The sequence below is a fragment of the Massilia sp. TS11 genome, assembly GCF_022012445.1.
Lineage (GTDB): Bacteria > Pseudomonadota > Gammaproteobacteria > Burkholderiales > Burkholderiaceae_D > Telluria.
Genome location: NZ_JAKLTS010000004.1, coordinates 319,400 through 340,111, shown reverse-complemented (window position 1 = coordinate 340,111; position 20,712 = coordinate 319,400). Strand labels below are relative to the sequence as shown.

Below are 20,712 nucleotides of genomic sequence, written 5' to 3'. Positions count from 1 at the left end.
GCCATCAAGGCAGGCGCCGTTCGACCGTGATCTGCTCGACTTCCACGCGGCGGTTGGGTTCCAGACATTTGATCAGGTCGGCCCGCTTTTTCTCGTTGCAGGTGACGACAGGGTTGTCGGAGCCCTTGCCGATGGCCGTCAGCCGGTTGCCGGCCACGCCCTTGTTGACCAGATAGTCGCGCACGGCATTGGCGCGCCGCTCGGACAGACGCTGGTTGTAGCGCTTGCTGCCGATGCGGTCGGTATAGCCAGTGATCGTGATATTGCTGATCGTGGTGTCGGCCATCAGCGCGCTGGCGATATCGTCGAGCTTGGGCTGGGCGCCTTTGAGCGTGGCGCTGTCGAAGTCGAACATTTCGGTGGCGGACAGGGTCACGCGCTCGAAGCGCGGGGCTGGCGGGGCCGGCGGCGGGGCCGGCGGTGGCGGCGGCGGCGGGGGCGGCGGCGCCTGGACTTCGGGCGGGGCCGGCCGCGGCGGCGGCGGCGGCGGGGCCGGGCGGTCGAAGCTGTAGTTGAAGGCCAGGCTCAGATATTTGTTATTGCTGCGATTGAAGCCATACGCGGCCTCGTCGCGCAGGCGGCCGCGCACGGTGCGCAAATCGGCCTGGAACGACCATTGCGGACTCATCACCACTTGCAGGCCGATGCCGCCGGCCAGGTAGGGCGAGCTCTTGCTCACGTGGCGCAGCGCATTGTCGACCTTGTCGCGCTCGGCGCCGACCCCGAGCAGCAGGAAGGGGCGCACGGTTTTGCGCGACATCATCAGCAGCGCATCGATGCCGAGCGTGGTCTGGTCGTAGTTGGCGCCGTTGTCCTTGGCGCGCGCATAGGTGGCGCCCATCTGGATGTCCCACAGGGGATCGATGGGTTTGCCGAAGCGCAGGCCGCCGCCCCAGTCGCGCTTGTCAGTGCCGAAGTTGCGGTCCGGCTTGATGCCGAGCACGCTGGGCTGGATATACCAGGAGGGGTTGAGGTCCTGGGCCGGAGCGGCGCCTGCCAGACTGGCCAGAGCTGCCGCGAGGGCGAAAGTCTTGTTTGTGTTCATGGTCGCCTCATAGTTGTCGCCAATGGGACGCAACGCGGCTGGGCGTTGCGTGGGGCGAGATTACGAGGCGCGCACCGGCGCCGTCCGTGCGTTACCGCACGCAGCGCCGGAGGCTGTCAGATCGGCGCAACGAATCGGCGTTCACAGCTTCGCTTCGATGTAAGCGACCAGATAGTTCGAGCCGCCGTTGATATTCCCAAGCAGGGTGGAGGTGCCAAAGATGCCCGAGCGGTGCGACACGCCCACCCCCAGATAGGTCTCGCGCATGTTGGGGCGGCCGAGCAGATCGCCGACGCTGATGTCGAGCGAAGGATCGAGGTAGTTCAGGAAGCGCGCGGTATCGCGTCCGCGCCGGCCCTGGTCGCGCACTTCGGTCAACGGCACGCGCTGGGCCAGCGAGAAGCCGGCGCCCATGCCGATCCGGGTGCGCACGCGGCTGTTCCAGGGCAGGCCGTAGTAATAGGCTTTGATGTGGGCGTCGAGCTGCAGACCGTTGGCCTGGATGCCGCGCTCGTCGTGGCCGGTCAGGCCGACATAGGCGACAAAGTCCAGGGGCCAGCCGTTCACGCCTTCGATCAGGGGGCGGCCAACGGCAAAGCCGGCGATGCGGGTGTCGTCCTGACTGCGCAGCGAGCCGCAGCGCAGCGTCACGACGGGCAGAAAATTGCACTCGGTGGCCTTGCCCGCAAACACTTTCAGATGCAGCGGCAGATACGGGTCGGTATATGCCTTGTGGTTGCCGAAATCATAGGCCAGGCCCAGCAGGCCGCTGAGCTGGGCCTTGTCGGCCACGATCGGGCTGTGGCGGATGCTGTCGGACAGATCATCGACCGTGAGCCCGGCCAGCAGGCGCCAGCGCTGGGTCAGCTCGTAGTAAGCGTACAGGCTGTAGCTGATATTCGTGCCGGCCCCGGCCGCGTAGGCCGGACGTCCGGCGAGGGCCTCGTTCGGCCGCACCCCATAGTAATAGTCGTTCAGGGCGGCGCTGCGGCGCGCCGCCACCACGCTCGGGCGGAAATGCCAGCGTCCGCTCTGCAGATCGAGGTTGTAGCCGAGCCGCCATTCGACGCCGCGGCTCTTGTTGGAGGCGTCGCGCAGCACCTCGAGGTCGAGCGCGCCCCAGCGCGGCCGGTAGTGCAGGGCGGCGCCGGCGTCCATGCCGGGTTCGCGCCGCTGCATGCCGCGCAGGGCCGACGGGGTGTTGTTGATCGGATGGCCTTCGAAACGGTAGTCGAGGAACACGTCCATGCCCTCGCGCGGGGCCTCGGTCAGCTTGACGCCCACGCGGGTGGCGTGCAGGAACACGCGCTGGCCCTCGTACATGTAGAGCGGCACCAGGTCGTGCGACAGGGTCGTGCCTTTGTAGGCGGGAAATTCGCTGCGCAGGATGCCGCCCAGGCCGGCGCTGTTCTGGATGGCGAGAAAGTCGATCAGGACTTCGGATCCGGCCTGGGCGCTGAGCGGCAGGGCAAGGGCGGTGAGAGCGGCGAGACGGCGCATAGGCTTGGGCAAGCTGAAAAACTGCAAGTTTAACTGATGCTTATGTTCGCTAGCGCACAGACTGAGCATGGCCAAGACGGCAAAGTGGGAAGCAGAAAGCATGGAACTGTGGGCAGGCTGGCCGGTCAAACGGTCTCGTTGCCCTCTGATGACATCGTTTTTTGGAGCAAGACTATGCACATTTCCCGATTCCAACGCCCCGACCTGCATGGCCCCGCGCGCCCCGATCCCGCCGCCCCTGGCCTGGTTGAACGCCCGGTGCCGCAGCCGGCCGAGCGTCCGCCCATGTCCCTGGCCCCGATCGAGCGCATCCGCTCAACCTCGGCGACCCAGCGCCGCATCGAGAACATGCAGAAGCTGATCAAAGAGCTGGCCAATCACGAAATGCTGGCCGACGAGATCGCCTGGTTCCTGAAGTTCTCCCCCTCGGGGGCGCGCAAATACATCCGCGATCTGCGCGAAGCCGGCGTGATCGAACTGGCGCGCTATGTCGAGGGCACGGCCACCTATCTGGGCAAGGCCGTCTACCAGATCACGCCCGACCCCGAGCGCGTCAAGGCCTTCCTCGCGGCCATCGTCCAGCCCAAGCGCGAGGCGCCGGCCGCGCGCCGCGAGCGGCCCAGTCTGCGCGAGCAGAACATGGCCGGCAGCGGCCGCCATTTCCATATCCTGGCCGACGACACCCACTATGCGATCCGGGTCAACCGCACGCCGGTCATGCGCGACCCGCTGGTGGCGGCCCTGTTTGGCGACGGCCCGGCGCACAAGGCCGAAGCGGCTTGATCTCGCGGCAAGCTTGAAATCCCGGTCAGCGTTCCCATGTGGGGGGGACGCTAGAATGGAGACACCATGACCGAGGACCTACCACAACTGCTCGCTGCCCTGGCCTGGCTGGCCATCCCACTTGGCCTGGCCTGGGCGGTCTGGCGCTGGCCGGCCTGGCGCCTGCGGCGCGCGCTGGCGCGTCCGCTCACGGCGGCCCAGATCGAGACGCTGCGCCGCTACGTGCCGCCGTATGCGCGCATGGACGCCGCCTTGCAGCAGCAGTTGCAGCAGCGTGTGCAGCAGTTCTTGTACGAGAAAGAATTCGTCGGTTGCGCCGGCCTCGAGGTCGACGACACGATGCGCGTGGCCATTGCCGGCCAGGCCTGCCTGCTCGTGCTCAACCGCCCGAGCCGCGTCTTCCCCGAGCTGCGCAGCATCCTCGTCTATCCGACGGCCTTTCTGGTGCCGCGGCGCGAGGTCGATGCGGCCGGCGTCGTCAGCCAGCACAAGCAGACTCTGCTCGGCGAAAGCTGGAGCGATGGCCGCGTCGTGCTCAGCTGGGACCATGTCTGCGAGGCCGCGCGCGACTGGCAGGGCAGCCACAGCGTGGTGCTGCACGAATTCGCGCACCAGCTCGACAGCGAATCGGGCAGCAATAATGGCGCCCCCTACCTGGGTCACCCCGATTCCTACCGGCGCTGGGCCGAGGTGCTCTCGCGCGCCTATGCGCACCTGCGCATCGAAGCCATGCATGGCGCCCAGGGGGTGCTCGACCATTATGGCGCGAGCAGCCCGGCCGAATTCTTTGCCGTCGTGACCGAGGCTTTCTTCCAGCATCCGTGGGCGCTGGCCGAGGACTATCCCGACCTGTTCGCCGAATTCCAGCAGTACTACCGCGTCGATCCGCGCGCCTGGAGCGAGGCGCCGCAGCCGGAGCCGGGACCGGTCCTGCATTTCTCGCCGGTCTGGTACGGCCCGCGCTGAGGTCCTTGTGTGCGTGCGCGCACAGAGCCGGCCGCGTCTCCTGGGCCAAGCTGACCTTTTTGCGCGGGAGGCAGCATGGCCAAAATCATCGCCGGGCATTTTGAACTCGCCCAGGAAATCGAAGCCGCCAGGCGCGCGCTGATGGAGGAGGCCGACATTCCGTCGGAGCACATCTGCGGGTTCTATCTGAACCAGCCGGGCCAGCATAATCTGTCGCCGATCGGCGGCGACCACATCGTTTCGCCGGGCGCCAAGCAAACGCCAACTGGCGTGGCCGAAGGCATGACGGCCGGCGGCATGGCCGGCGCCGTGATCGGGGCGGCGACCGCGGCCGTCAGCGGGCCGCTCGGTCCCTTGCTCGGCGCACTGCTCGGCGCCCATGTGGGCTCGCTGTACAGCTTCAGCCGGCTGAAGGACAAGGGCGAGCCGGAACCCGAACCCGGCAATGAGGCCGAGCCGCGCAAGGCCGGCATGATGGTGGCCGTGGCCATCCGCGACGACGAGGACGAAGCCCCGCTGGTCGCGCTGCTGCAGCAGCTCGGTGCCAGCCAGATCGAGCGCGCCCAGGGCCGCATCGAGCACGGCGATTGGAAAGATTTCAACCCGAACATCCCCCCTGATTATGTGGTGTAGACGCAGCACATGAAAATTGCGTGTCATCCGCAAATTTTTGGTTATGATAGGCTGCACTTAGCCAAGACAAAGTCGGTCCAGAACATCTTTTGTGTGGGGGACGCGTCGATGACACAAGCGTGGTTGGTGTTAACTAATCCGGCTGGGCGCGATATTGCCGCGCCCACCGAGAAACAGATGGCCGCCGTCCTCGATGAGATCTATTCCGGCAAGGCCCAGGGGGCCGATGGGGAACCGGCATCCGCGGCCCTGCGTTTTGGCTATGACGATGGCCTCATGTATGTGGCCGAAATCAGCGCGGGCGGCCACGTCCGCTTTGAAGAATGGTCGGACCGCGATTGCGAAATTGCGCTGGCCGATCCGCGCACCATGCAGGCCGGGCGCACCGACGCGATGAAGATCTGGCGCCTGCTGGCCCAGCGCCAGGTGGCCAAGATCCGCGATCTGGCCTGGCAAAATGCCTGAGGTGCCGCCCTAGCGGCGCTGCTCGGCCAGGGTCTGGCAGCGGATGCACAGGCGCGCATCGGGACGCGCCGCCAGGCGCGAAAAGCCGATCGCCTGCCCACATTGTTCACAATCACCGTACTCGCCTTCATCGATGCGCTGCAGGGCCTGACGCAGGCTGCGGATCTGGGCCGTGTGCAGGCCGGCGGCCTCGATGGCGAGGTCGTTCAGCAGGCGCACCGTGGCCTTGTCGGCCGGGGCGGTCTCGACTTCCTCGACCGCCAACTGATGGCCCTGCTGCGACACCTGCAGGCTGCTCTGCCCCTCGAGCGTGGCAAGCTGGGCAAGCAAAGCGGCGCGCAGCTGCGCCAACTGCACGGTGGTCAGGCCGTCCATGGTCCTATCCTTGCACGGAAAACCTGAGCGTAGTCGAGGCAGCGGGCGCCGTCTGTGCGCCAGCGCGCTTTCTATCCGGATTTTTCGACCGCCTGGGTCGCGTGGTAGACGCCTTCGAGGGCCTTGATGATGGTCTGCGGCTTGCCGCTCAGGGCCGCGCCGGCCAGGCCGAGCACGCTGCTGGCGAGGCCGGCGACGGCAGCAATCCGATCGACGGTGCGGATCTTTTCTTCGGCGGCGCGGGTCAAATCCATCAGATGCTGCTGGCTCGTGGCCAGCTGGCTGACGGCCAGCTTGGCGGCCTCGGCGTACAGGGCGTTGGCGCGCTGGCGCAGCAGCACTTCGTCGTCAAACAGGGTCCGGGCCGGGTCCAGGCCCAGCTTGCCTGCATGGATGTCCTGCACGATGCGGTCGTGCAGGGCGTTCGCGCATTGCGAGAGCTGGTCGGCCAGTTGTTCCACTTCTGCGGCGCTGGACAGGCCGGGGGCGGGAGCGGGTGCTTGCATGGTCAGATGGTGTCGCGTTCCAGGCTGTTGTAAATGCGGCGCAGGTCGGCGCCGATCTGGCGCAGTTGCGCGCGCAGTTCCTCGCCATGCACATCATGCAGGTGCTCGCGCAGGCGCTGATGCCCGAGGGCCACCTTGCTCAGGCCCTGGGCCGCCAGGTCGAAGCGCTTTTCCACGAGCTGGTATTCGGTGACCTTGTTCAGGTAATGGACGCGCGCCAGCGTGGCCAGCAGACGGTCTTGCGGCTTGGTAAATGGCAGCTCCACCTCGAACAGGCCGAGCACCGTGCGCTTTTCGTTCGCATGGGTCTTGGCGTAGTAGCGCGTCAGATTGATCATCGCCTCCAGCAGCAGCTGGACGTCGGTGTCGCCGTCGCGCACCATGGTCTCGACCGAGCGGCTCTGGTAGCCCGAGGCGATCACGTGGGTCAGCAGGCGGGTCAGGGAGGAATAGGCGTCCACATGACGCTGGTCGAGGCCGACCTCGGCATTGGCATGCAGGCTGGCGCCCAGGTCGTCGACCTGGGCCGATAGGTCGAAGCGGGCGTCGCCGGCCAGCACGCCCAGGGTCTGCATGTACAGCACCAGGGTCTTTTGCACGCTGATGAATTCGCCATACAGCGCGCGCCGCTTGCTGTCGTTTTCCCTGGCCTGTTTGTCGGCCGTCGGCGGCAGATACGGGTGCTCGCGCTGGTAGGTGTCGCGAAAGCGGGTCGACAGCTCGGCATAGCCGGTCAGCTTGACGGACTGGACGGAAAAGTCGCGCACCTCCTGCAGACTGAGGGGCTGGCTGGCGCAGGCGACCAGCAGCAGACTGCACAGCAGCAGGCACAGGCGGCGGACAAGCATGGACACCCCTTTCTTGCCGCGGGTCAATCGCGGCTGGGGCTATCTTGCCGTGTGGGCGCGCTCGGCTATTGCGTTAGATCAAAGCGCCAACGCAGACCGGACACAGTATCGGCGCGTGGCCGGTATTCACAGCCGATCCAGCCCGTGTAGCCGAGCGCGTCGATGTGCTGGAACAGGAAGCGGTAGGCGATCTCGCCCGTGCCCGGCTCATGCCGCCCGGGCGTGTCGGCCAGCTGCATGTGGCCGATGTGGGGCAGCAGGGCGGCGATCGTATTGGCCAGTTCGCCTTCGCTGCGCTGGGCGTGGTAGATGTCGTACTGCAGGCGCAGATTGGGGGCGCCGACGGCGGCCAGGATGGCCATGGCCTGGGCGCTCGACTGCAGGAAATAGCCGGGCATGTTGAAGCGGTTGATCGGTTCGATCAGCAGGCTGATGCCGTGGGCCGCGCAGGCGCGCGCGGCAAAGCCGAGGTTGTCGATGTAGCAGGCCGCGGCCGCGTCCGGGTGCAGGCCGGGCGGCACGATGCCGGCCATGCAGTGCAGGCGGGTGGCGCCGAGCGCACGCGCATAGTCGAGCGCCAGGCCGACGCTGTCCTGGAAGGCGCCGCGCCGGGCGGGGTCGACCGCCAGGCCGCGGTCGCCGGCCGCCCAGTCGCCGCAGGGCAGATTGAATAGCACCAGCTCGAGCTGCTGCGCGGCCAGACGCGCGCCGATCTCGGCCGCCGGGTAGGCGTAGGGGAACAGGAATTCGACACCGTCGAAGCCCTGGGCGCGCGCCGCGCCGAAGCGCTCGAGAAAGGGCTGCTCATTGAACAGCATGGTCAGATTGGCGGCAAAGCGTGGCATGGCTCAGGGCATCTCGGGATCGGCCAACTGGCGGATCGGGGTGAAAGCGAAGGCCATCAGTGCCAGCCCGAACAGCAGGCCGCCGGCCACCAGGAACAGGAAGGACAGCGAGCTGGCCTGCAGCAGGGCGCCGGTCAGCACCGAGGCCAGCGGCGCCAGGCCCATGAAGATGAACATGAAAATGCTCATCATCCGGCCCAGCATCTCGGGCGGCACGCGGCGCTGGATCCAGGTGAACACGGCCACCTGCATGAAGCCGCCCATCGTGCCCATGATCAGCAGGATCAGCACGCCCTGCCAGGTTTGCTGCACCAGGCCCATGGGCAGAATGAACAGGCCGCCGACCATGTCGATCACCAGCAGGGTGGTGCCGAGATTGCCGATACGAAGGCGGCCCAGCATGCCCGACAGGGCCATGCCGACCAGGGTGCCGATGCCATGCGAGGCCATCAGGATGCCGAAGGCCGAGGCGCCATGCAGGCGGGTATCGGCCAGCACCGGCAGCGCGACCTGGAAGGTGCCGCCGACGGTGCAGGCCATCAGGCCCCAGTACAGGCAGCAGGCGCGCAGCGGGCGGTCGTTCCAGACCATCATCAGACCGGCGCCGACGCTGCGCAGAATGCCCTGCGCCTCTGGGCTCTGGGGCAAGTCGCGCGGCTTGACCTGGGCCAGGGTCCAGGCCGATATGGCGAAGCTGAACGCATCGAAGGCGAAGGCCAGGGCCAGACCGCGCGCGTCGCTGACGGCGCCCGTGTGCGCGCTGTCGCCGGCCAGCGCGATCAGCAGGCCGGCCAGCAGCGGACCGGCCAGCGTGGTCATCTGGCGCATCGCCATCATCAGGCCATTCGCGGCCTGCAGCTGTTCGGGCGGCACGGTGCGCGGCAGCATCGAACTGCCCGAGGGAATGCTGAAGGCCGAGGCCAGGCCGATCGCCAGGGCCAGCGTGTAGAGCATGGGCATGCTCAGCAGATTGGTGTAGACCATCACCGCCAGCAGACCGAGCAGCACCGTGTTCACATGCTTGGTCAGCATCAGCACGGTCTTGGGCGAGTAGCGGTCGACCACGGCGCCGCCGATCAGGATGAACACGGCGCGCGGCAGACTCATCAGGGCAATCACGGAGGCCATGGTCAGCGCATTGCCCGTCAGTTTGAGCACGAGCCAGGGCAGGGCCACCATGCTGAACTGGTCGCCCAGCATGGAAATCAGACCGCCGCTCATGAGCCAGCGGAAATTCGGGGACGCCAGAACGGCGGCTTTATGATCAGTCGACATGGGACCTCAGGACATGACAAGGTGGGTGCCGGCCATCTGTCCGAGGAGGCCGGCCAGCAAACGCAGGTCCTCGGGCCCAAGCGATTTGAGCAAGTCATTGGCCAGCTGGCTGGCCGTGCTTTCGGCGTCGCGCAGCAGGGTCTGGCCGGCCGCGGTCAGGGCCGCGTAGCCGACGCGCGCATCGCGCGGGTCGCTCTGGCGTTCGACCAGGCCGATTTTTTCCAGGCTCAGCAGCGAGCGCGTGACGCCCGAGGCAGTCAGGGCGAGGCGCTCGGCCAGGTCGATGCGGCGCAGGCGCAGGCCGGGCGCGCGTCCCAGATGCTGGAGCAGATGGTAGTCGCCAAAGCTGATGCCGTGCACGCTGCCGAGCGTGGCATCGAAGCGGCGCACGAGGATGGCCTCGGTGCGCGCGAGCTGAAGACAGACATCCAGGGCTTGCATACTCATTGTTATCTCATTGAATGATGTTTGATGATGCAAGTATCTGTCAAAAAAAATCGCCTGTCAAGCGACAGGCGACGAAAGCGGCCGAAGCCGCCTCAGCTAATTAGTCGCGATCGCGGTCGGCGCTGCGGCTGCGGCGCGGGCCACCCGTGCGGGCCCCGCTGCCCAGATGGCCGCTGAAGCCGCCCGGCTTACCGCCGCCTTGTGCCCGGCCGCCACCGCCGCCGCCATGGCCGCCGGCGCCGCCGCCATGCCCGCTCGGGCGCTGGCCCGGACGCGGGTTGCGGTGGCCGCGCTCGCCGCTGCGCAGCTGGATCGGCTGCGGGCGCGCGTTCGGATCGGGCTCGAAGCCATCGATCACTTCGCGCGGAAGCGTCTGTTTGATCAGACGTTCGATGTCGCGCAGCATGATGTGTTCATCGACGCAGACCAGGGACACGGCCTCGCCGGCGGCACCAGCGCGGCCGGTGCGGCCGATCCGGTGCACATAGTCTTCCGGCACATTCGGCAGGTCGTAATTGACCACGTGCGGCAGCTGGTCGATGTCGATCCCGCGTGCGGCGATGTCGGTCGCCACCAGCACCTGCAGTTCGCCGTCCTTGAATTCGTTGAGGGCGCGCGTGCGCGCCGCCTGGCTCTTGTTGCCGTGGATGGCGAGGGCGCCGATGCCTTCCTTGCCGAGCTGCTCGACCAGGCGGTTGGCGCCGTGCTTGGTGCGCGTGAACACCAGCACCTGGCGCCAGTTGCGCGATTTGATCAGGTGCGCCAGCAGCGGATGCTTGCGGTCGCGGTCGACCGGGTGAATCTTCTGCTGAATCACTTCCACCGTGGAATTGCGGCGCGCCACTTCGATCGAGGCCGGATTATTCAGCAGGCTGTCGGCCAGGGCCTTGATTTCGTCCGAGAAGGTGGCCGAGAACAGCAGGTTCTGGCGCTTGGGCGGCAGGGCGTCGAGGACTTTGCGGATGTCGCGGATGAAGCCCATGTCGAGCATGCGGTCGGCTTCGTCGAGCACCAGAATTTCGATATGGCGCAGGTCGACCGTGCCCTGGCCCATGTGGTCGAGCAGGCGGCCCGGCGTGGCCACCAGGATGTCGACACCGTGTTCGAGCTGCTTGATCTGGGGATTGATGCCGACCCCGCCGAAGATCACGGCCGAGTTGAGCTTGGTGTACTTGCCATAGGTGCGCACGCTGTCTTCGACCTGGGCCGCCAGTTCGCGCGTGGGCGTCAGCACCAGGGCGCGGATGCGGCGTTTGGTCTGCTTGTTGCTCAAAGCCAAGCCGGTGGCGTCGGTCGACAGGCGGTGCAGCATGGGGAGGGTGAAACCGGCGGTCTTGCCGGTGCCGGTCTGGGCGCCGGCCAGCAGATCGCCCCCTTGCAGGATGGCGGGAATGGCCTGGGCCTGGATCGGCGTGGGCTGCGAATAGCCCGCTTCAGCAACGGCGCGGACGATGGGTTCGGCCAGGCCGAGTTCGGAAAACTGCATTGTGAGATTCTTCGGGTTGGTGGTGCGGCGGGATGAATTTCGCATCCCAAATGCCGCAATTGTACCCGGTTTGAATCTTGAGGTAAAGCAATAGCGTTGTCGTCGTGGCACTATTTGTTGCCACGACGAATCATTTCGATGAGTATTTACGCGAACGGGCTCAGCAGGGGGATCAGCTGGGCATAGACCTTCGGGCTGGCGGCGATGACCTGGCCCTTGTCCATGAATTCCGACTCGCCCGTGAAGTTGCCGACGATGCCGCCGGCTTCGGCGACGAGCAGGGCGCCTGCGGCCACGTCCCAGACCTTCAGGCCCTTCTCGTAGAAGGCGTCGAGGCGGCCGGCGGCGACATTCGCCAGGTCCAGCGCGGCCGAGCCGTCATTGCGCACGGCGCGGCACTTGGGCGCGACCACGCCATACATCTTGAGGAAAAGCTCGAGGCCGGCAGCGCTCGTGCCCGAGGCCAGCAGGGCATTGGCGAGACGGTCGGTGCGCGTCACGCGGATGCGTTTTTCGTTGAGGAAGGCGCCGCCGCCCTTGGTGGCCGTGAACAGGTCATTGCGCACCGGATCGTAGACGACGGCCTGGGTGACCACGCCTTTTTGTTTGAGCGCGATCGAGACGCAGTAGTTCGGGTAGCCGTGCACGAAGTTGGTGGTGCCGTCGATCGGGTCGATGATCCACACGTTTTCGCTCTCGTCATGCAGGTTCTGCGAGGCGCCCGATTCTTCGCCGAGGATGGCGTGGTCGGGGTAGGCCTTGAGCAGGACTTCGATGATGGCCTGCTCGGCCGCCTGGTCGACGTCGGTCACGAAATCGTTGGGTTGTTTCTCAGAGACATTAACGCGGTCCAGGTCGAAGGACGCACGGTTGATCACGGCGGCGCCGCGGCGAGCGGCTTTCACAGCCGTATTGAGCATCGGATGCATGTTGGCTACCTAAAAAGAAAACGCGACCGCCGGCCGCGCAGCGTGGCGCAGGACCGGGACGGCACAGAACAAGAATGACAAAGAGCGGGGCAGGGGCCGTACAATGCGGTTTTTCCACTGCGCGATCCCGCTATTGTAAATGAAGCCGACCGTTTCCGACACTTCCCTGTTTGCGCGCCTGCGTTTTGTGCTGGTCGAAACCAGCCGGGCCGGAAATATCGGCAGCGTGGCGCGCGCCATGAAAACCATGGGCTTCAGCGATCTTGTGCTGGTGCGGCCGCGCCACGCCGACGCCCTGCGCGATGAGGAAGCGCTGGCCTTTGCCAGCGGCGCGCTCGACGTGCTCGAAGGCGCGCGCGTGGTCGACAGCATGGAAGCGGCCCTGGCCGGCTGCAATTTTGCCGCCGCCGTCTCGGCGCGCCTGCGCGAGTTCTCGCCGCCGGTGCTCAGTCCGCGCCAGCTGGCCACCCAACTGCACAGCCAGCCGGCCCTGCATGCGGCCCTGATCTTCGGCAACGAGCGCTTCGGCCTGCCGAACGAGGTCGTGGCCCAGGCCAATGTGCTGGTCAATATTCCGGCCAATCCCGCCTATTCGTCCTTGAATCTGGCCCAGGCGGCCCAGGTCTGCGCCTACGAATGCCGGATGGCCGCCACCGACGGCGCGGTCGGCGACCCGCTCATCGGTTTTAGCGGCGAGGCGGCCAGCGTGGCCCAGATCGAGGGCATGTACCAGCACCTGGAACAGGCCCTGGTCGAGATCGGCTTTCTCGATGCCAATAACCCGAAGAAGCTGATGCCGCGCCTGCGCCGCCTGTTCGCCCGTACCCAGCTCGAGGTCGAGGAAGTCAATATCCTGCGTGGGGTGGCGGCCCAGATGCAGAAACGCTGCCGCTGAAATAGGCGTCCATCAGCGCGCGCTCGCGCTGCACCACGGTCTGGACGAAGTCGGCCGGGCGGCGCATGGCCCGAAAGCTGCTGAAGCCGCGCTCGAGAAACTGCTGGAGCTGGCCCAAGCCGGCCAGTTCGGCCGGTTTGCGCATCAGTTTCAAGGTGCCGGACAGCAGGGGGATCCGCACCAGCTGGCACAGGGCCTCGCCCAGGGCGGCCACCAGGGCGAGCTGGCGCGCGCGCTCGGCCGGCGTGCACACCTTGCGGTAGGCGGCGATGTAGTCGGCCTCGACGAAGCGCGGCCCGAGCGCGCGCGCCATCGCCGTGTCGAGCTTCTCGGACAGGGCGTCGAGCACGATGGCGTCGGTGATGGCGGCCAGGGCTTCGGTCGGCAGCAGGCGCTGCATGGTCGGAATCACGCGTTCGAGGTCGGCGTCGCGCTGGCACAGGTCGTGCGAGCCATACAGTTCTTCGAGAAAGAACAGGGCGGCGCCCTGGGTGTCGGGATCGGCCAGCAGGTCGGCATGGGTGCGCGCCAGGCGCGCCGCCTGGTAATCCTTGAGGGCGGTGCGCGCAGCCAGCAGGGCCGGGGCCTGGCGCGCGGCCAGGCGTTCGGCCTTGACGGCCTGCAGCTCGCGGGCGAGGGTGGCCAGCAGTTCTTGCTTCTTCATGCAGCAGCTTGTATCAGAAAGCAGTAGACGATTCCCTCTATTTTAGTTTGACGGCGCCCCGGGTGGAGCGCGTAGACTGTGCCCCAAAACATTCCAGAATCCGGAGACATGGGCACTTCTCGCAGATCCTTCCTCAAGCTGGGCCTGGCAGGCGCGGCCGTGCTGGCCATCGGCGGCGGCGTCTATCGCCTGAGCCGCCCGGCCACCCCGGCCGCTCCCTTCGTGCTCGATGCCGAGGCCGTGAGCATTCTCGACGCCATCATTCCAGCCGTACTGGCCGGCGCCTTGCCGACCGATGCCGGCCGTGCCGCGGCCCTGGCCAGCACGCGCGCTGGAGTCCAGCGCGCCATCCTCGGCCTGACCCGCGACGCCCAGCAGGAAGTGCGCGACCTGTTCGGCCTGCTGGCGCTGGGCCCCGTGCGGCGCTTCCTGGCCGGGGTGCCGGCCAGCTGGCCCGAGGCCACGCCGGCCCAGGTCAGCGCCTTTCTGCAAAGCTGGCGCACGCACCGCATCGCGGCCCTGCGCCCGGCCTACGCGGCCCTGCACGACCTGATCATCGGCGCCTGGTACGGCAATCCGGCCAGCTGGGCCGCCATCGGCTATCCGGGCCCGATCAAGGAACTGAGCTGAACCATGAGCGACAACATCTCCATCCGCATGAGCGAGGCGGTGGCGCCGACGCCGACCGTCATTCCCGATCCGATCCAGGCTGGCCTGCAGCGCGGCTGGCAAGTGGTCGACGCCAGCCGGCTCGAGCACGACGCCAGCTATGAGGCCGATGTCGCCATCGTCGGCAGCGGCGCCGGCGGCGGCGTCACCGCCGAGATCCTGGCCCAGGCCGGACTCAAGGTTCTGATCATCGAGGAGGGCATGCTGAAATCCTCGCGCGACTTCAAGATGCGCGAGGCCGAGGCCTATCCGAGCCTGTACCAGGAGTCGGCCGCGCGCAAGACCAAGGACAAGGGCATCAATATCCTCCAGGGCCGCACGGTCGGCGGCTCGACCACGGTCAACTGGACCTCGAGCTTTCGCACGCCCGAGACCACGCTCGCCTTCTGGCAGAAGCAGTATGGGCTGAAGGACTACAGCTCGGCCGCGCTGGCGCCCTGGTTCGAGCTGATGGAGCAGCGCCTGAACGTCTCGACCTGGATGGCGGCGCCGAACGAAAACAATGCCCTGCTCAAGACCGGGGCCGACAAGCTCGGCATCCCGGTCGCGGCGATCCGGCGCAATGTGCGCGGCTGCTGGAACCTCGGCTACTGCGGCATGGGCTGCCCGACCAATGCCAAGCAGTCGATGCTGGTGACCACGATTCCCGCCGCCCTCGATCTCGGCGCCACGCTGTTGACGCGCGCCCGCGCCGAGCAGCTGGTGTTCCGCGGCGACGCCGTCGACCATCTGCAAGTCACGGCCCTGGATGCGGCTGGCCAGGCGCCGAGCGGACGCCGTCTGAGCGTGCGCGCGCGCCACTATGTGCTCGCCGGCGGGGCGATCAACACCCCGGCGCTGCTGCTGCGCTCGAACGCGCCGAATCCGCACGGCCTGCTGGGCACGCGCACCTTCCTGCATCCGACCGTGATTTCGGCCGGCCTGTACGAGCAGGAAGTCAAAGGCTACCAGGGCGCGCCGCAGACCCTGTACTCCGACCACTTCCTCGGCACCCAGGCCATCGACGGCCCGGTCGGCTACAAGCTCGAGGCGCCGCCCTTGCACCCGGTGCTGCTGTCGACCACGATGCAGGGCTTCGGCCAGGGCCACGCCGAGGTCATGCGCCAGTTCCCGCACGCGCACGCGCTGCTGGCCCTGCTGCGCGACGGCTTCCATCCGGATTCCCCGGGCGGCAGCGTCAGTCTGCGCGCCGACGGCTCGCCCGTGCTCGACTATCCGATCACGCCCGCCATCTGGGACGGCGTCAAGCGCGCGCTGCTGACCATGGCCGAAATCCAGTTCGCCTCGGGCGCCCGCACGGTCCAGCCGACCCATGAGACGGCGCCAGCCTACACGAGCTGGGCCCAGGCCAAGGCCGGCATCGCCGCCTTGCCCTATGAAACCGGGCTGTGCCGTGTGGTGTCGGCCCACGTCATGGGCGGCTGCGCGCTGTCCGACGACGAGCGCCTCGGCGTGGTGGCCGCCAACGGCCGCTACCATGGCGTGCGCAATCTGTCGGTGCACGACGGGTCGCTGTTCCCGACATCGATCGGCGCCAACCCGCAGTTGTCGATCTACGGCATCACGGCGCGCCTGGCGACCCAGCTGGCCGCCAGTCTCGGCGCCAAAGCGGCGCCGCTCCCGGCCTGACGATGATTGCACGCCTTCTGCGCTGGCTGCTGCTGGTGCAGCTGGCCGCCGTCGCGCTGGTGGCGGCCGGACTGGTGCTCAGCGGCGTGGTGGCCTCGGTCTGGCTGGCGCTGCTGGCCGCGCTGGCGTTTGCGCTGCTGGTGCGCCTGGCGATCACGACGAATAATTTCGTGCTCAGCCGCTGGTTGGGCAGTCCGACGCCGGATTCGCATCGAATTGGTGTGTGGGAGGCTATTTGCATGGTGGCGCGTGAGTTTTGCGCCACGATGTTCCATTCGTCCTGGACGATGCCCCAGGCGCGCCAGCGCCACCGCCCGCATCCGGGCGCGCATCTGCCGGTGCTGCTCGTGCACGGTTACGCCTGCAATAGCGGCTACTGGCAGGCGCTGACGCGCGCTCTCGATGCGCGCGCGATTGCCCATGCGACCATCGACCTGGAGCCGCCCGGCGCCAGCATCGACGATTATGCCCCCGCCATCGCCGCGGCCCTGGCCGCGCTCGGTCCCGGCCCGGCCATCGTGGTGGCCCACAGCATGGGCGGCCTGGCCATGCGCGCCTACCTGCGCCGCTATGGCCGCGCCCGGGTGGCGCGCCTGATCACGCTGGGCACCCCGCACGGTGGCACCGCGCTGGCCCGCTTCGGCATCGGCATCAACGCCCGCCAGATGCAGGTCGGCAGCGCCTGGCTGCGCGAACTGGCGGCCAGCGAGGACGCTGCCACGCGCGCGCTGATCCTCTCGATGTATTCCTTCCACGACAACATAATTGCTCCCCAGACTTCAAGTGTGCTGGCCGGCGCCGACCACCAGGCCTTTGCCGGCATCGGCCATGTGGCCCTGGGCAGCGATCCCGCGGTGCTCGCGGCCGTGCTCGCCGAAATCAATCGGGTGGGCAAACTTGTCTGATCTGTCCTAGACTAAGGAAATAACAATTCTCCAATGCAAGTGGAAAAGCGTGAGCCTTTCCCTGCTCAATTGCGGTAAGGTGATCCCGGGAAGCTCGGAGGTTAACGCGTGTCTGCAAGGATTTTGATCATTGAAGACAACTCCACCAATATGGAGTTGATGGAATACCTGCTGACCGCCTTTGGCCATACAGCAATTCCGGCCGCCGATGGCGAGGCTGGCCTGGCCGCCGCGCGCGCCTACCAGCCGCAGCTGATCATCTGCGATGTGCACCTGCCCAAGCTCGACGGCTTTGGCGTGGCGCGCGCCTGCAAGGACGATCCGGCCCTGCGCGAGATTCCGATTCTGGCCGTGACCGCGCTGGCCATGGTCGGCGACCGCGAGCGCCTGCTCGACGCCGGCTTCGACGGCTATATCAGCAAGCCGATCGAGCCCGACAGTTTCATCAGCCAGCTGGCCGCCTACTTGCCCGAACTGGTGGCCGCACCGCCGGTCGCGGCCGCCGATCCGGCCGCGGCGCCGGCCGCACCGCCCAGCGAGCACCACAGCGCCACCATCCTGATCGTGGACGACCATGTGCTCAACCGCGACTTCCTGCGCACCCTGCTCAGTTACAGCGGCCACCGCATCCTCGAAGCCGTCGACGGCGAAGCAGCCCTGGCCCTGCTGCAGGACGAGCTGCCCGACCTGATCATCTCCGACATTCTGATGCCGAAGATGGACGGCTACGAATTCGTCATGCACCTGCGCCTCGATGCGCGCCTGGCGAACGTGCCGATCATCTTCTACACGGCCACCTACCGCGAGCGCGAGGCCAAGCTGCTGGCCGATGCCTGCGGCGTGCGCTGGGTGCTGCCCAAGCCGTCCGAGCCGGAACTGCTGCTGCATACGGTGCACGAGGCGCTCGGCATGCGCGATCCGGACCTCAGCCCGGCCGTGGAGGAGGCGCCGGGCGACACCGACAGCGCCGTGCGCAAGGCCATCGACAGCACCGTGGCTGGCTATCTGGGTGCGGCGCGCAGCACGCGCGAGCTGCTCAGCCAGGCCGTGCACGAGGCGCCGCTGCCCGAGGCCGACATGATGACCGAGCAGCTGGCTGAATCCCTGTCCAGCCTGCAGGCCGTCAGCCTGCGCCTGACCGCCCTGATCGAACTGGGCATTCAGCTGGGCAGCGCGCGCGAAGTCGCCGGGCTGCTCGACATCGGCTGCAAGGTGGCGCAGGACGTGTGCGTGGCGCGGCTGGCCGTGGTCGGCGTGTTTTCGGCCGATGGCAGCACGATCGAGCATCTGTCCTCGCGCGGCGAGCGCGGCCGCGTGCAAGGCGTGCGCGACGCGCCCCACGCGGGCGTGCTGCAAAATATCCTGCGCGACGGCCAGCCCGTGCGCGCCAGCGGCCTGGACGGCGACCCACGCGGCCTCGGCTTCGACGCCGAACACCCGCCGATCCATTCCTTCCTGGGTGTGCCGGTCGGCTCGCACGACAAGCGCCATGGCTGGCTCTACCTGGTGGACAAGGTCGGCGCGGCCGAGTTCTCGGAAGTCGATGAGCGCATCGCCGTCACCGTCGCCGCCCAGCTCGCCGTGGCTTACGAAAACCTGCTGCTGCTCGATGAAATCCGCCAGAACCACGAACAGCTGACGGCCGACATGGCGGCCCGCATCCGCCTCGACGAAGACCTGCTGCGCTTTCGCACGGCCATGGACGCGACCGCCGACGCGATCTTCCTGATCGACTTCGGCCAGCAGCGCTTCATCGACGTCAACCAGGCCGCCAGCGCCATGCTCGGCTTTGAGCGTGCCGCCTTCCACAGTGTGCCGCTGGCCGCGCCGCTGGACGACCTGATGCGCAAGCTGCTGACCGGCGACCCGAACGGCGCCGTCACCGAACTCATGCTCACGCGCGCCGATGGCGGCAGCCTCGCCGTCGAGGTGCAGCGGCGCTCGCTGCGCTCGGGCCAGGGCTGGATACTGGTGGCCGTGGCGCGCGACATCACCGAGCGCAAGGAAGCCGAGCAGCGCCTGCTGAAGCTGGCCCATTTCGATACGCTGACCGGCCTGCCCAACCGCAGCCAGTTCTACGAGGCCCTGAACCGCGCGATCGAGCAGGCGCGCGAACACGGCTGGGCGCTGGCCGTGCTGTTCCTCGACATGGACCGCTTCAAGACCGTCAACGATACGCTCGGCCATGCTGTCGGCGACGAGCTGCTGCGCGAGTTCTCCAACCGCCTGGTCGACTGCCTGCGTCTGCGCGACACCATCGGCCGCTTCGGCGGCGACGAGTTCGCCGCCATCCTGATGCTGCCCGACGGCGCCCAGAACGCCATCGCCGTGATCGACAAGATCCGCGAGACGATGCGCGCGCCCTTCGTGCTCAAGGGGCATGAGCTGAACGTCACGGTCAGCATCGGCGTCACCGTCTTCCCCGACGATGCGCACGACGCCGACACCCTGATCCAGTACGCCGACACGGCCATGTACCGCGCCAAGGAAGCCGGGCGCGACGCCTTCCGCTTCTTCACGGCCGAGATGAACGCCCAGTCGCTGGCCCGGCTCGACATGGAAAACGCGCTGCGCCGCGCCATCGAGCACGAGGAATTCGTGCTGTATTACCAGCCCAAGGTCCACATCGGCACGGGCCGCATCAGCGGCGCCGAGGTGCTGCTGCGTTGGCAGCGGCCCGGGCATGGCATGGTCTCGCCGGCCCTGTTCATCCCGATCCTCGAAGAAACGGGCCTGATCGTGAAAGTCGGCACCTGGGTGCTGCACCAGGCCTGCCGCAAGATCGCCGAATGGGGCCAGGGCCCGGTCGGGGACGTCAATCTGTCGGTGAATGTGTCGGGCGTGCAGTTCTTCGTCGGCGGCCTCGAGCAGGAAGTGCGGCGCGCGCTGCAGACCCACGCGATTGCGCCCGAACTGCTCGAGCTCGAACTGACCGAATCCTCGCTGATGTCAAATGCCGAGGAGACGATCTCGGTGCTGAATAATCTGAAGGCCCTCGGCGTCGGCATCTCGGTCGATGATTTCGGCACCGGTTATTCGAGCCTGGCCTATCTGAAGCGCTTCCCGATCGACAAGCTGAAGATCGACATTGCCTTCGTGCGCGAGGTGACCAGCAATCCCGAGGATGCCGCCATCGTGCTGGCCATCATCAATATGGCGCACAGCCTGAAACTCAATGTCGTGGCCGAAGGGGTGGAGAAAGATGCCCAGCTTGCCTATCTGCGGCGCCACCAGTGTGACGAGATGCAGGGCTTCTATTTCAGCCGCCCGGTGCCGGCCGAAGTGTTCGAGCAGATGCTGTGCGAGGGCCGCCGCCTGGAAGCGCCGCAGGACGAGGCTGAACTGGCGCCCCAGCAGACCCTGCTGATCGTCGACGACGACCCCTTCATGCTGCAGAGCCTGTCGGATTTCCTGGCCCAGGACGGCTATCGGATCCTGACGGCCGAGACGGCGGCCGAGGGCTTCGACCTGCTCGCGCGTAACCGCGTCCAGGTGATCCTGTGCGACCAGGTGATGCCGATGATGAGCGGCACCGAGTTCATGGAGCGGGTCAAGAATCTGGCGCCCGACACCTTCCGCATCATGCTGAGCGCCTACGCCGACCTGACCCCGATCATGGCCGCCATCAACCACGGCGCCGTCGACCGCTTCTACACGAAGCCCTGGAAAGGGGCGGTGCTGCGCGAGAACATCCGCGAGGGCTTCCGCTTGCATGAGCAGCTCTACGGCAGACGCGGCGGCTGAGGCGCAGCGGGTCGCATGACCCGCCCGTCAGAAACCGAGAGGCACCGCATGTGGCTCGCCGCTTTCTGCCGGGCGGGTCATGCGACCCGCCGCGTATGTGCGC

General features: G+C 67.1%; 20 protein-coding genes. 9 read left to right on the top strand and 11 right to left on the bottom strand.

Going from position 1 to position 20,712, the window contains the following annotated elements; genetic code table 11:
- Positions 1–4 precede the first annotated feature (4 nt).
- Both LZ005_RS08810 and LZ005_RS08805 read right to left on the bottom strand, forming a co-directional pair.
- Positions 5–1,045: an OmpA family protein gene (locus tag LZ005_RS08810; RefSeq protein ID WP_237806756.1), complete on the bottom strand. Its 1,041-nt coding sequence runs from the start codon at positions 1,043–1,045 to the stop codon at positions 5–7.
- 141 nt (positions 1,046–1,186) lie between these two features.
- The gene (locus LZ005_RS08805; RefSeq protein WP_237806754.1) at positions 1,187–2,545 is read right to left on the bottom strand and encodes a MipA/OmpV family protein; all 1,359 of its coding nucleotides are present in this window, start codon (positions 2,543–2,545) and stop codon (positions 1,187–1,189) included.
- Positions 2,546–2,830: 285 nt separating this feature from the next.
- On the opposite strand from LZ005_RS08805, the gene LZ005_RS08800 reads away from it, so the two are divergent.
- From LZ005_RS08800 to LZ005_RS08785, 4 genes are all read left to right on the top strand, one after another.
- The gene (locus tag LZ005_RS08800; protein ID WP_237806825.1) at positions 2,831–3,328 is read left to right on the top strand and encodes a winged helix-turn-helix domain-containing protein; all 498 of its coding nucleotides are present in this window, start codon (positions 2,831–2,833) and stop codon (positions 3,326–3,328) included.
- 66 nt (positions 3,329–3,394) lie between these two features.
- A complete protein-coding gene (locus LZ005_RS08795) occupies positions 3,395–4,294 on the top strand; it encodes a zinc-dependent peptidase (RefSeq protein ID WP_237806752.1) in 900 nt (299 codons plus the stop codon).
- A 75-nt stretch (positions 4,295–4,369) separates the two neighbouring features.
- Positions 4,370–4,927, top strand: coding sequence for a hypothetical protein (locus tag LZ005_RS08790; protein ID WP_237806750.1), 558 nt, complete (start codon positions 4,370–4,372; stop codon positions 4,925–4,927).
- 177 nt (positions 4,928–5,104) lie between these two features.
- The gene (locus LZ005_RS08785; protein ID WP_307727787.1) at positions 5,105–5,392 is read left to right on the top strand and encodes a hypothetical protein; all 288 of its coding nucleotides are present in this window, start codon (positions 5,105–5,107) and stop codon (positions 5,390–5,392) included.
- Between the two features lie 9 nt (positions 5,393–5,401).
- Here LZ005_RS08785 and LZ005_RS08780 read toward each other — a convergent pair whose 3' ends face one another.
- The 8 genes from LZ005_RS08780 to LZ005_RS08745 form a co-directional block, all read right to left on the bottom strand.
- Entirely contained in the window at positions 5,402–5,767 is a 366-nt protein-coding gene (locus tag LZ005_RS08780; protein WP_237806748.1) for a TraR/DksA family transcriptional regulator, read from the bottom strand.
- Between the two features lie 71 nt (positions 5,768–5,838).
- Positions 5,839–6,273 carry a hypothetical protein gene (locus tag LZ005_RS08775; RefSeq protein ID WP_237806745.1) on the bottom strand — a complete coding sequence of 145 codons (435 nt, stop codon included), beginning with the start codon at positions 6,271–6,273 and terminating at the stop codon, positions 5,839–5,841.
- A 2-nt stretch (positions 6,274–6,275) separates the two neighbouring features.
- Entirely contained in the window at positions 6,276–7,121 is an 846-nt protein-coding gene (locus LZ005_RS08770; protein ID WP_237806743.1) for a hypothetical protein, read from the bottom strand.
- A 65-nt stretch (positions 7,122–7,186) separates the two neighbouring features.
- Positions 7,187–7,966, bottom strand: coding sequence for a 2-oxo-tetronate isomerase (gene otnI / locus LZ005_RS08765; RefSeq protein ID WP_237806741.1), 780 nt, complete (start codon positions 7,964–7,966; stop codon positions 7,187–7,189).
- A gap of 3 nt (positions 7,967–7,969) precedes the next feature.
- The gene (locus LZ005_RS08760) at positions 7,970–9,241 is read right to left on the bottom strand and encodes an MFS transporter (protein ID WP_237806739.1); all 1,272 of its coding nucleotides are present in this window, start codon (positions 9,239–9,241) and stop codon (positions 7,970–7,972) included.
- Positions 9,242–9,247: 6 nt separating this feature from the next.
- Positions 9,248–9,688: a MarR family winged helix-turn-helix transcriptional regulator gene (locus tag LZ005_RS08755; protein ID WP_237806737.1), complete on the bottom strand. Its 441-nt coding sequence runs from the start codon at positions 9,686–9,688 to the stop codon at positions 9,248–9,250.
- A 100-nt stretch (positions 9,689–9,788) separates the two neighbouring features.
- Positions 9,789–11,174, bottom strand: a complete 1,386-nt coding sequence (locus LZ005_RS08750) for a DEAD/DEAH box helicase (protein WP_237806735.1) — start codon at positions 11,172–11,174, stop codon at positions 9,789–9,791.
- A gap of 146 nt (positions 11,175–11,320) precedes the next feature.
- A complete protein-coding gene (locus LZ005_RS08745; protein WP_237806822.1) occupies positions 11,321–12,094 on the bottom strand; it encodes an inositol monophosphatase family protein in 774 nt (257 codons plus the stop codon).
- 148 nt (positions 12,095–12,242) lie between these two features.
- On the opposite strand from LZ005_RS08745, the gene LZ005_RS08740 reads away from it, so the two are divergent.
- Positions 12,243–12,998, top strand: a complete 756-nt coding sequence (locus tag LZ005_RS08740) for an RNA methyltransferase (RefSeq protein ID WP_237806733.1) — start codon at positions 12,243–12,245, stop codon at positions 12,996–12,998.
- Here LZ005_RS08740 and LZ005_RS08735 read toward each other — a convergent pair.
- Positions 12,949–13,662, bottom strand: coding sequence for a hypothetical protein (locus tag LZ005_RS08735; RefSeq protein ID WP_237806731.1), 714 nt, complete (start codon positions 13,660–13,662; stop codon positions 12,949–12,951). The two genes, LZ005_RS08740 and LZ005_RS08735, sit on opposite strands and share 50 nt — an antisense overlap.
- A 108-nt stretch (positions 13,663–13,770) precedes the next feature.
- On the opposite strand from LZ005_RS08735, the gene LZ005_RS08730 reads away from it, so the two are divergent.
- The 4 genes from LZ005_RS08730 to LZ005_RS08715 all read left to right on the top strand — a co-directional run bounded on the left by LZ005_RS08730 (position 13,771) and on the right by LZ005_RS08715 (position 20,609).
- Complete coding sequence (locus tag LZ005_RS08730; protein ID WP_237806729.1) at positions 13,771–14,292, top strand: twin-arginine translocation signal domain-containing protein; 522 nt, start codon at positions 13,771–13,773, stop codon at positions 14,290–14,292.
- 3 nt (positions 14,293–14,295) lie between these two features.
- Positions 14,296–15,960 carry a GMC family oxidoreductase gene (locus tag LZ005_RS08725; protein WP_237806727.1) on the top strand — a complete coding sequence of 555 codons (1,665 nt, stop codon included), beginning with the start codon at positions 14,296–14,298 and terminating at the stop codon, positions 15,958–15,960.
- Between the two features lie 2 nt (positions 15,961–15,962).
- Positions 15,963–16,865 (top strand): alpha/beta fold hydrolase, encoded by a 903-nt coding sequence (locus tag LZ005_RS08720; protein WP_237806725.1) that lies wholly within the window; start codon positions 15,963–15,965, stop codon positions 16,863–16,865.
- Positions 16,866–16,973: 108 nt separating this feature from the next.
- Complete coding sequence (locus LZ005_RS08715; RefSeq protein ID WP_237806723.1) at positions 16,974–20,609, top strand: EAL domain-containing protein; 3,636 nt, start codon at positions 16,974–16,976, stop codon at positions 20,607–20,609.
- Positions 20,610–20,712: the final 103 nt, after the last annotated feature.

What these genes read in the sequence shown, in the direction of transcription:
- LZ005_RS08760 (WP_237806739.1), bottom strand. Translation starts at nt 9,241, where the DNA reads ATGTCGACTGATCATAAAGCCGCCGTTCTGGCGTCCCCGAATTTCCGC.
- LZ005_RS08775 (WP_237806745.1), bottom strand. Translation starts at nt 6,273, where the DNA reads ATGCAAGCACCCGCTCCCGCCCCCGGCCTGTCCAGCGCCGCAGAAGTG.
- LZ005_RS08790 (WP_237806750.1), top strand. Translation starts at nt 4,370, where the DNA reads ATGGCCAAAATCATCGCCGGGCATTTTGAACTCGCCCAGGAAATCGAA.
- otnI (WP_237806741.1), bottom strand. Translation starts at nt 7,966, where the DNA reads ATGCCACGCTTTGCCGCCAATCTGACCATGCTGTTCAATGAGCAGCCC.
- LZ005_RS08770 (WP_237806743.1), bottom strand. Translation starts at nt 7,121, where the DNA reads ATGCTTGTCCGCCGCCTGTGCCTGCTGCTGTGCAGTCTGCTGCTGGTC.
- LZ005_RS08730 (WP_237806729.1), top strand. Translation starts at nt 13,771, where the DNA reads ATGGGCACTTCTCGCAGATCCTTCCTCAAGCTGGGCCTGGCAGGCGCG.
- LZ005_RS08795 (WP_237806752.1), top strand. Translation starts at nt 3,395, where the DNA reads ATGACCGAGGACCTACCACAACTGCTCGCTGCCCTGGCCTGGCTGGCC.
- LZ005_RS08810 (WP_237806756.1), bottom strand. Translation starts at nt 1,045, where the DNA reads ATGAACACAAACAAGACTTTCGCCCTCGCGGCAGCTCTGGCCAGTCTG.
- LZ005_RS08785 (WP_307727787.1), top strand. Translation starts at nt 5,105, where the DNA reads ATGGCCGCCGTCCTCGATGAGATCTATTCCGGCAAGGCCCAGGGGGCC.
- LZ005_RS08720 (WP_237806725.1), top strand. Translation starts at nt 15,963, where the DNA reads ATGATTGCACGCCTTCTGCGCTGGCTGCTGCTGGTGCAGCTGGCCGCC.
- LZ005_RS08745 (WP_237806822.1), bottom strand. Translation starts at nt 12,094, where the DNA reads ATGCTCAATACGGCTGTGAAAGCCGCTCGCCGCGGCGCCGCCGTGATC.
- LZ005_RS08725 (WP_237806727.1), top strand. Translation starts at nt 14,296, where the DNA reads ATGAGCGACAACATCTCCATCCGCATGAGCGAGGCGGTGGCGCCGACG.
- LZ005_RS08740 (WP_237806733.1), top strand. Translation starts at nt 12,243, where the DNA reads ATGAAGCCGACCGTTTCCGACACTTCCCTGTTTGCGCGCCTGCGTTTT.
- LZ005_RS08805 (WP_237806754.1), bottom strand. Translation starts at nt 2,545, where the DNA reads ATGCGCCGTCTCGCCGCTCTCACCGCCCTTGCCCTGCCGCTCAGCGCC.
- LZ005_RS08755 (WP_237806737.1), bottom strand. Translation starts at nt 9,688, where the DNA reads ATGAGTATGCAAGCCCTGGATGTCTGTCTTCAGCTCGCGCGCACCGAG.
- LZ005_RS08800 (WP_237806825.1), top strand. Translation starts at nt 2,831, where the DNA reads ATGTCCCTGGCCCCGATCGAGCGCATCCGCTCAACCTCGGCGACCCAG.
- LZ005_RS08780 (WP_237806748.1), bottom strand. Translation starts at nt 5,767, where the DNA reads ATGGACGGCCTGACCACCGTGCAGTTGGCGCAGCTGCGCGCCGCTTTG.
- LZ005_RS08735 (WP_237806731.1), bottom strand. Translation starts at nt 13,662, where the DNA reads ATGAAGAAGCAAGAACTGCTGGCCACCCTCGCCCGCGAGCTGCAGGCC.
- LZ005_RS08750 (WP_237806735.1), bottom strand. Translation starts at nt 11,174, where the DNA reads ATGCAGTTTTCCGAACTCGGCCTGGCCGAACCCATCGTCCGCGCCGTT.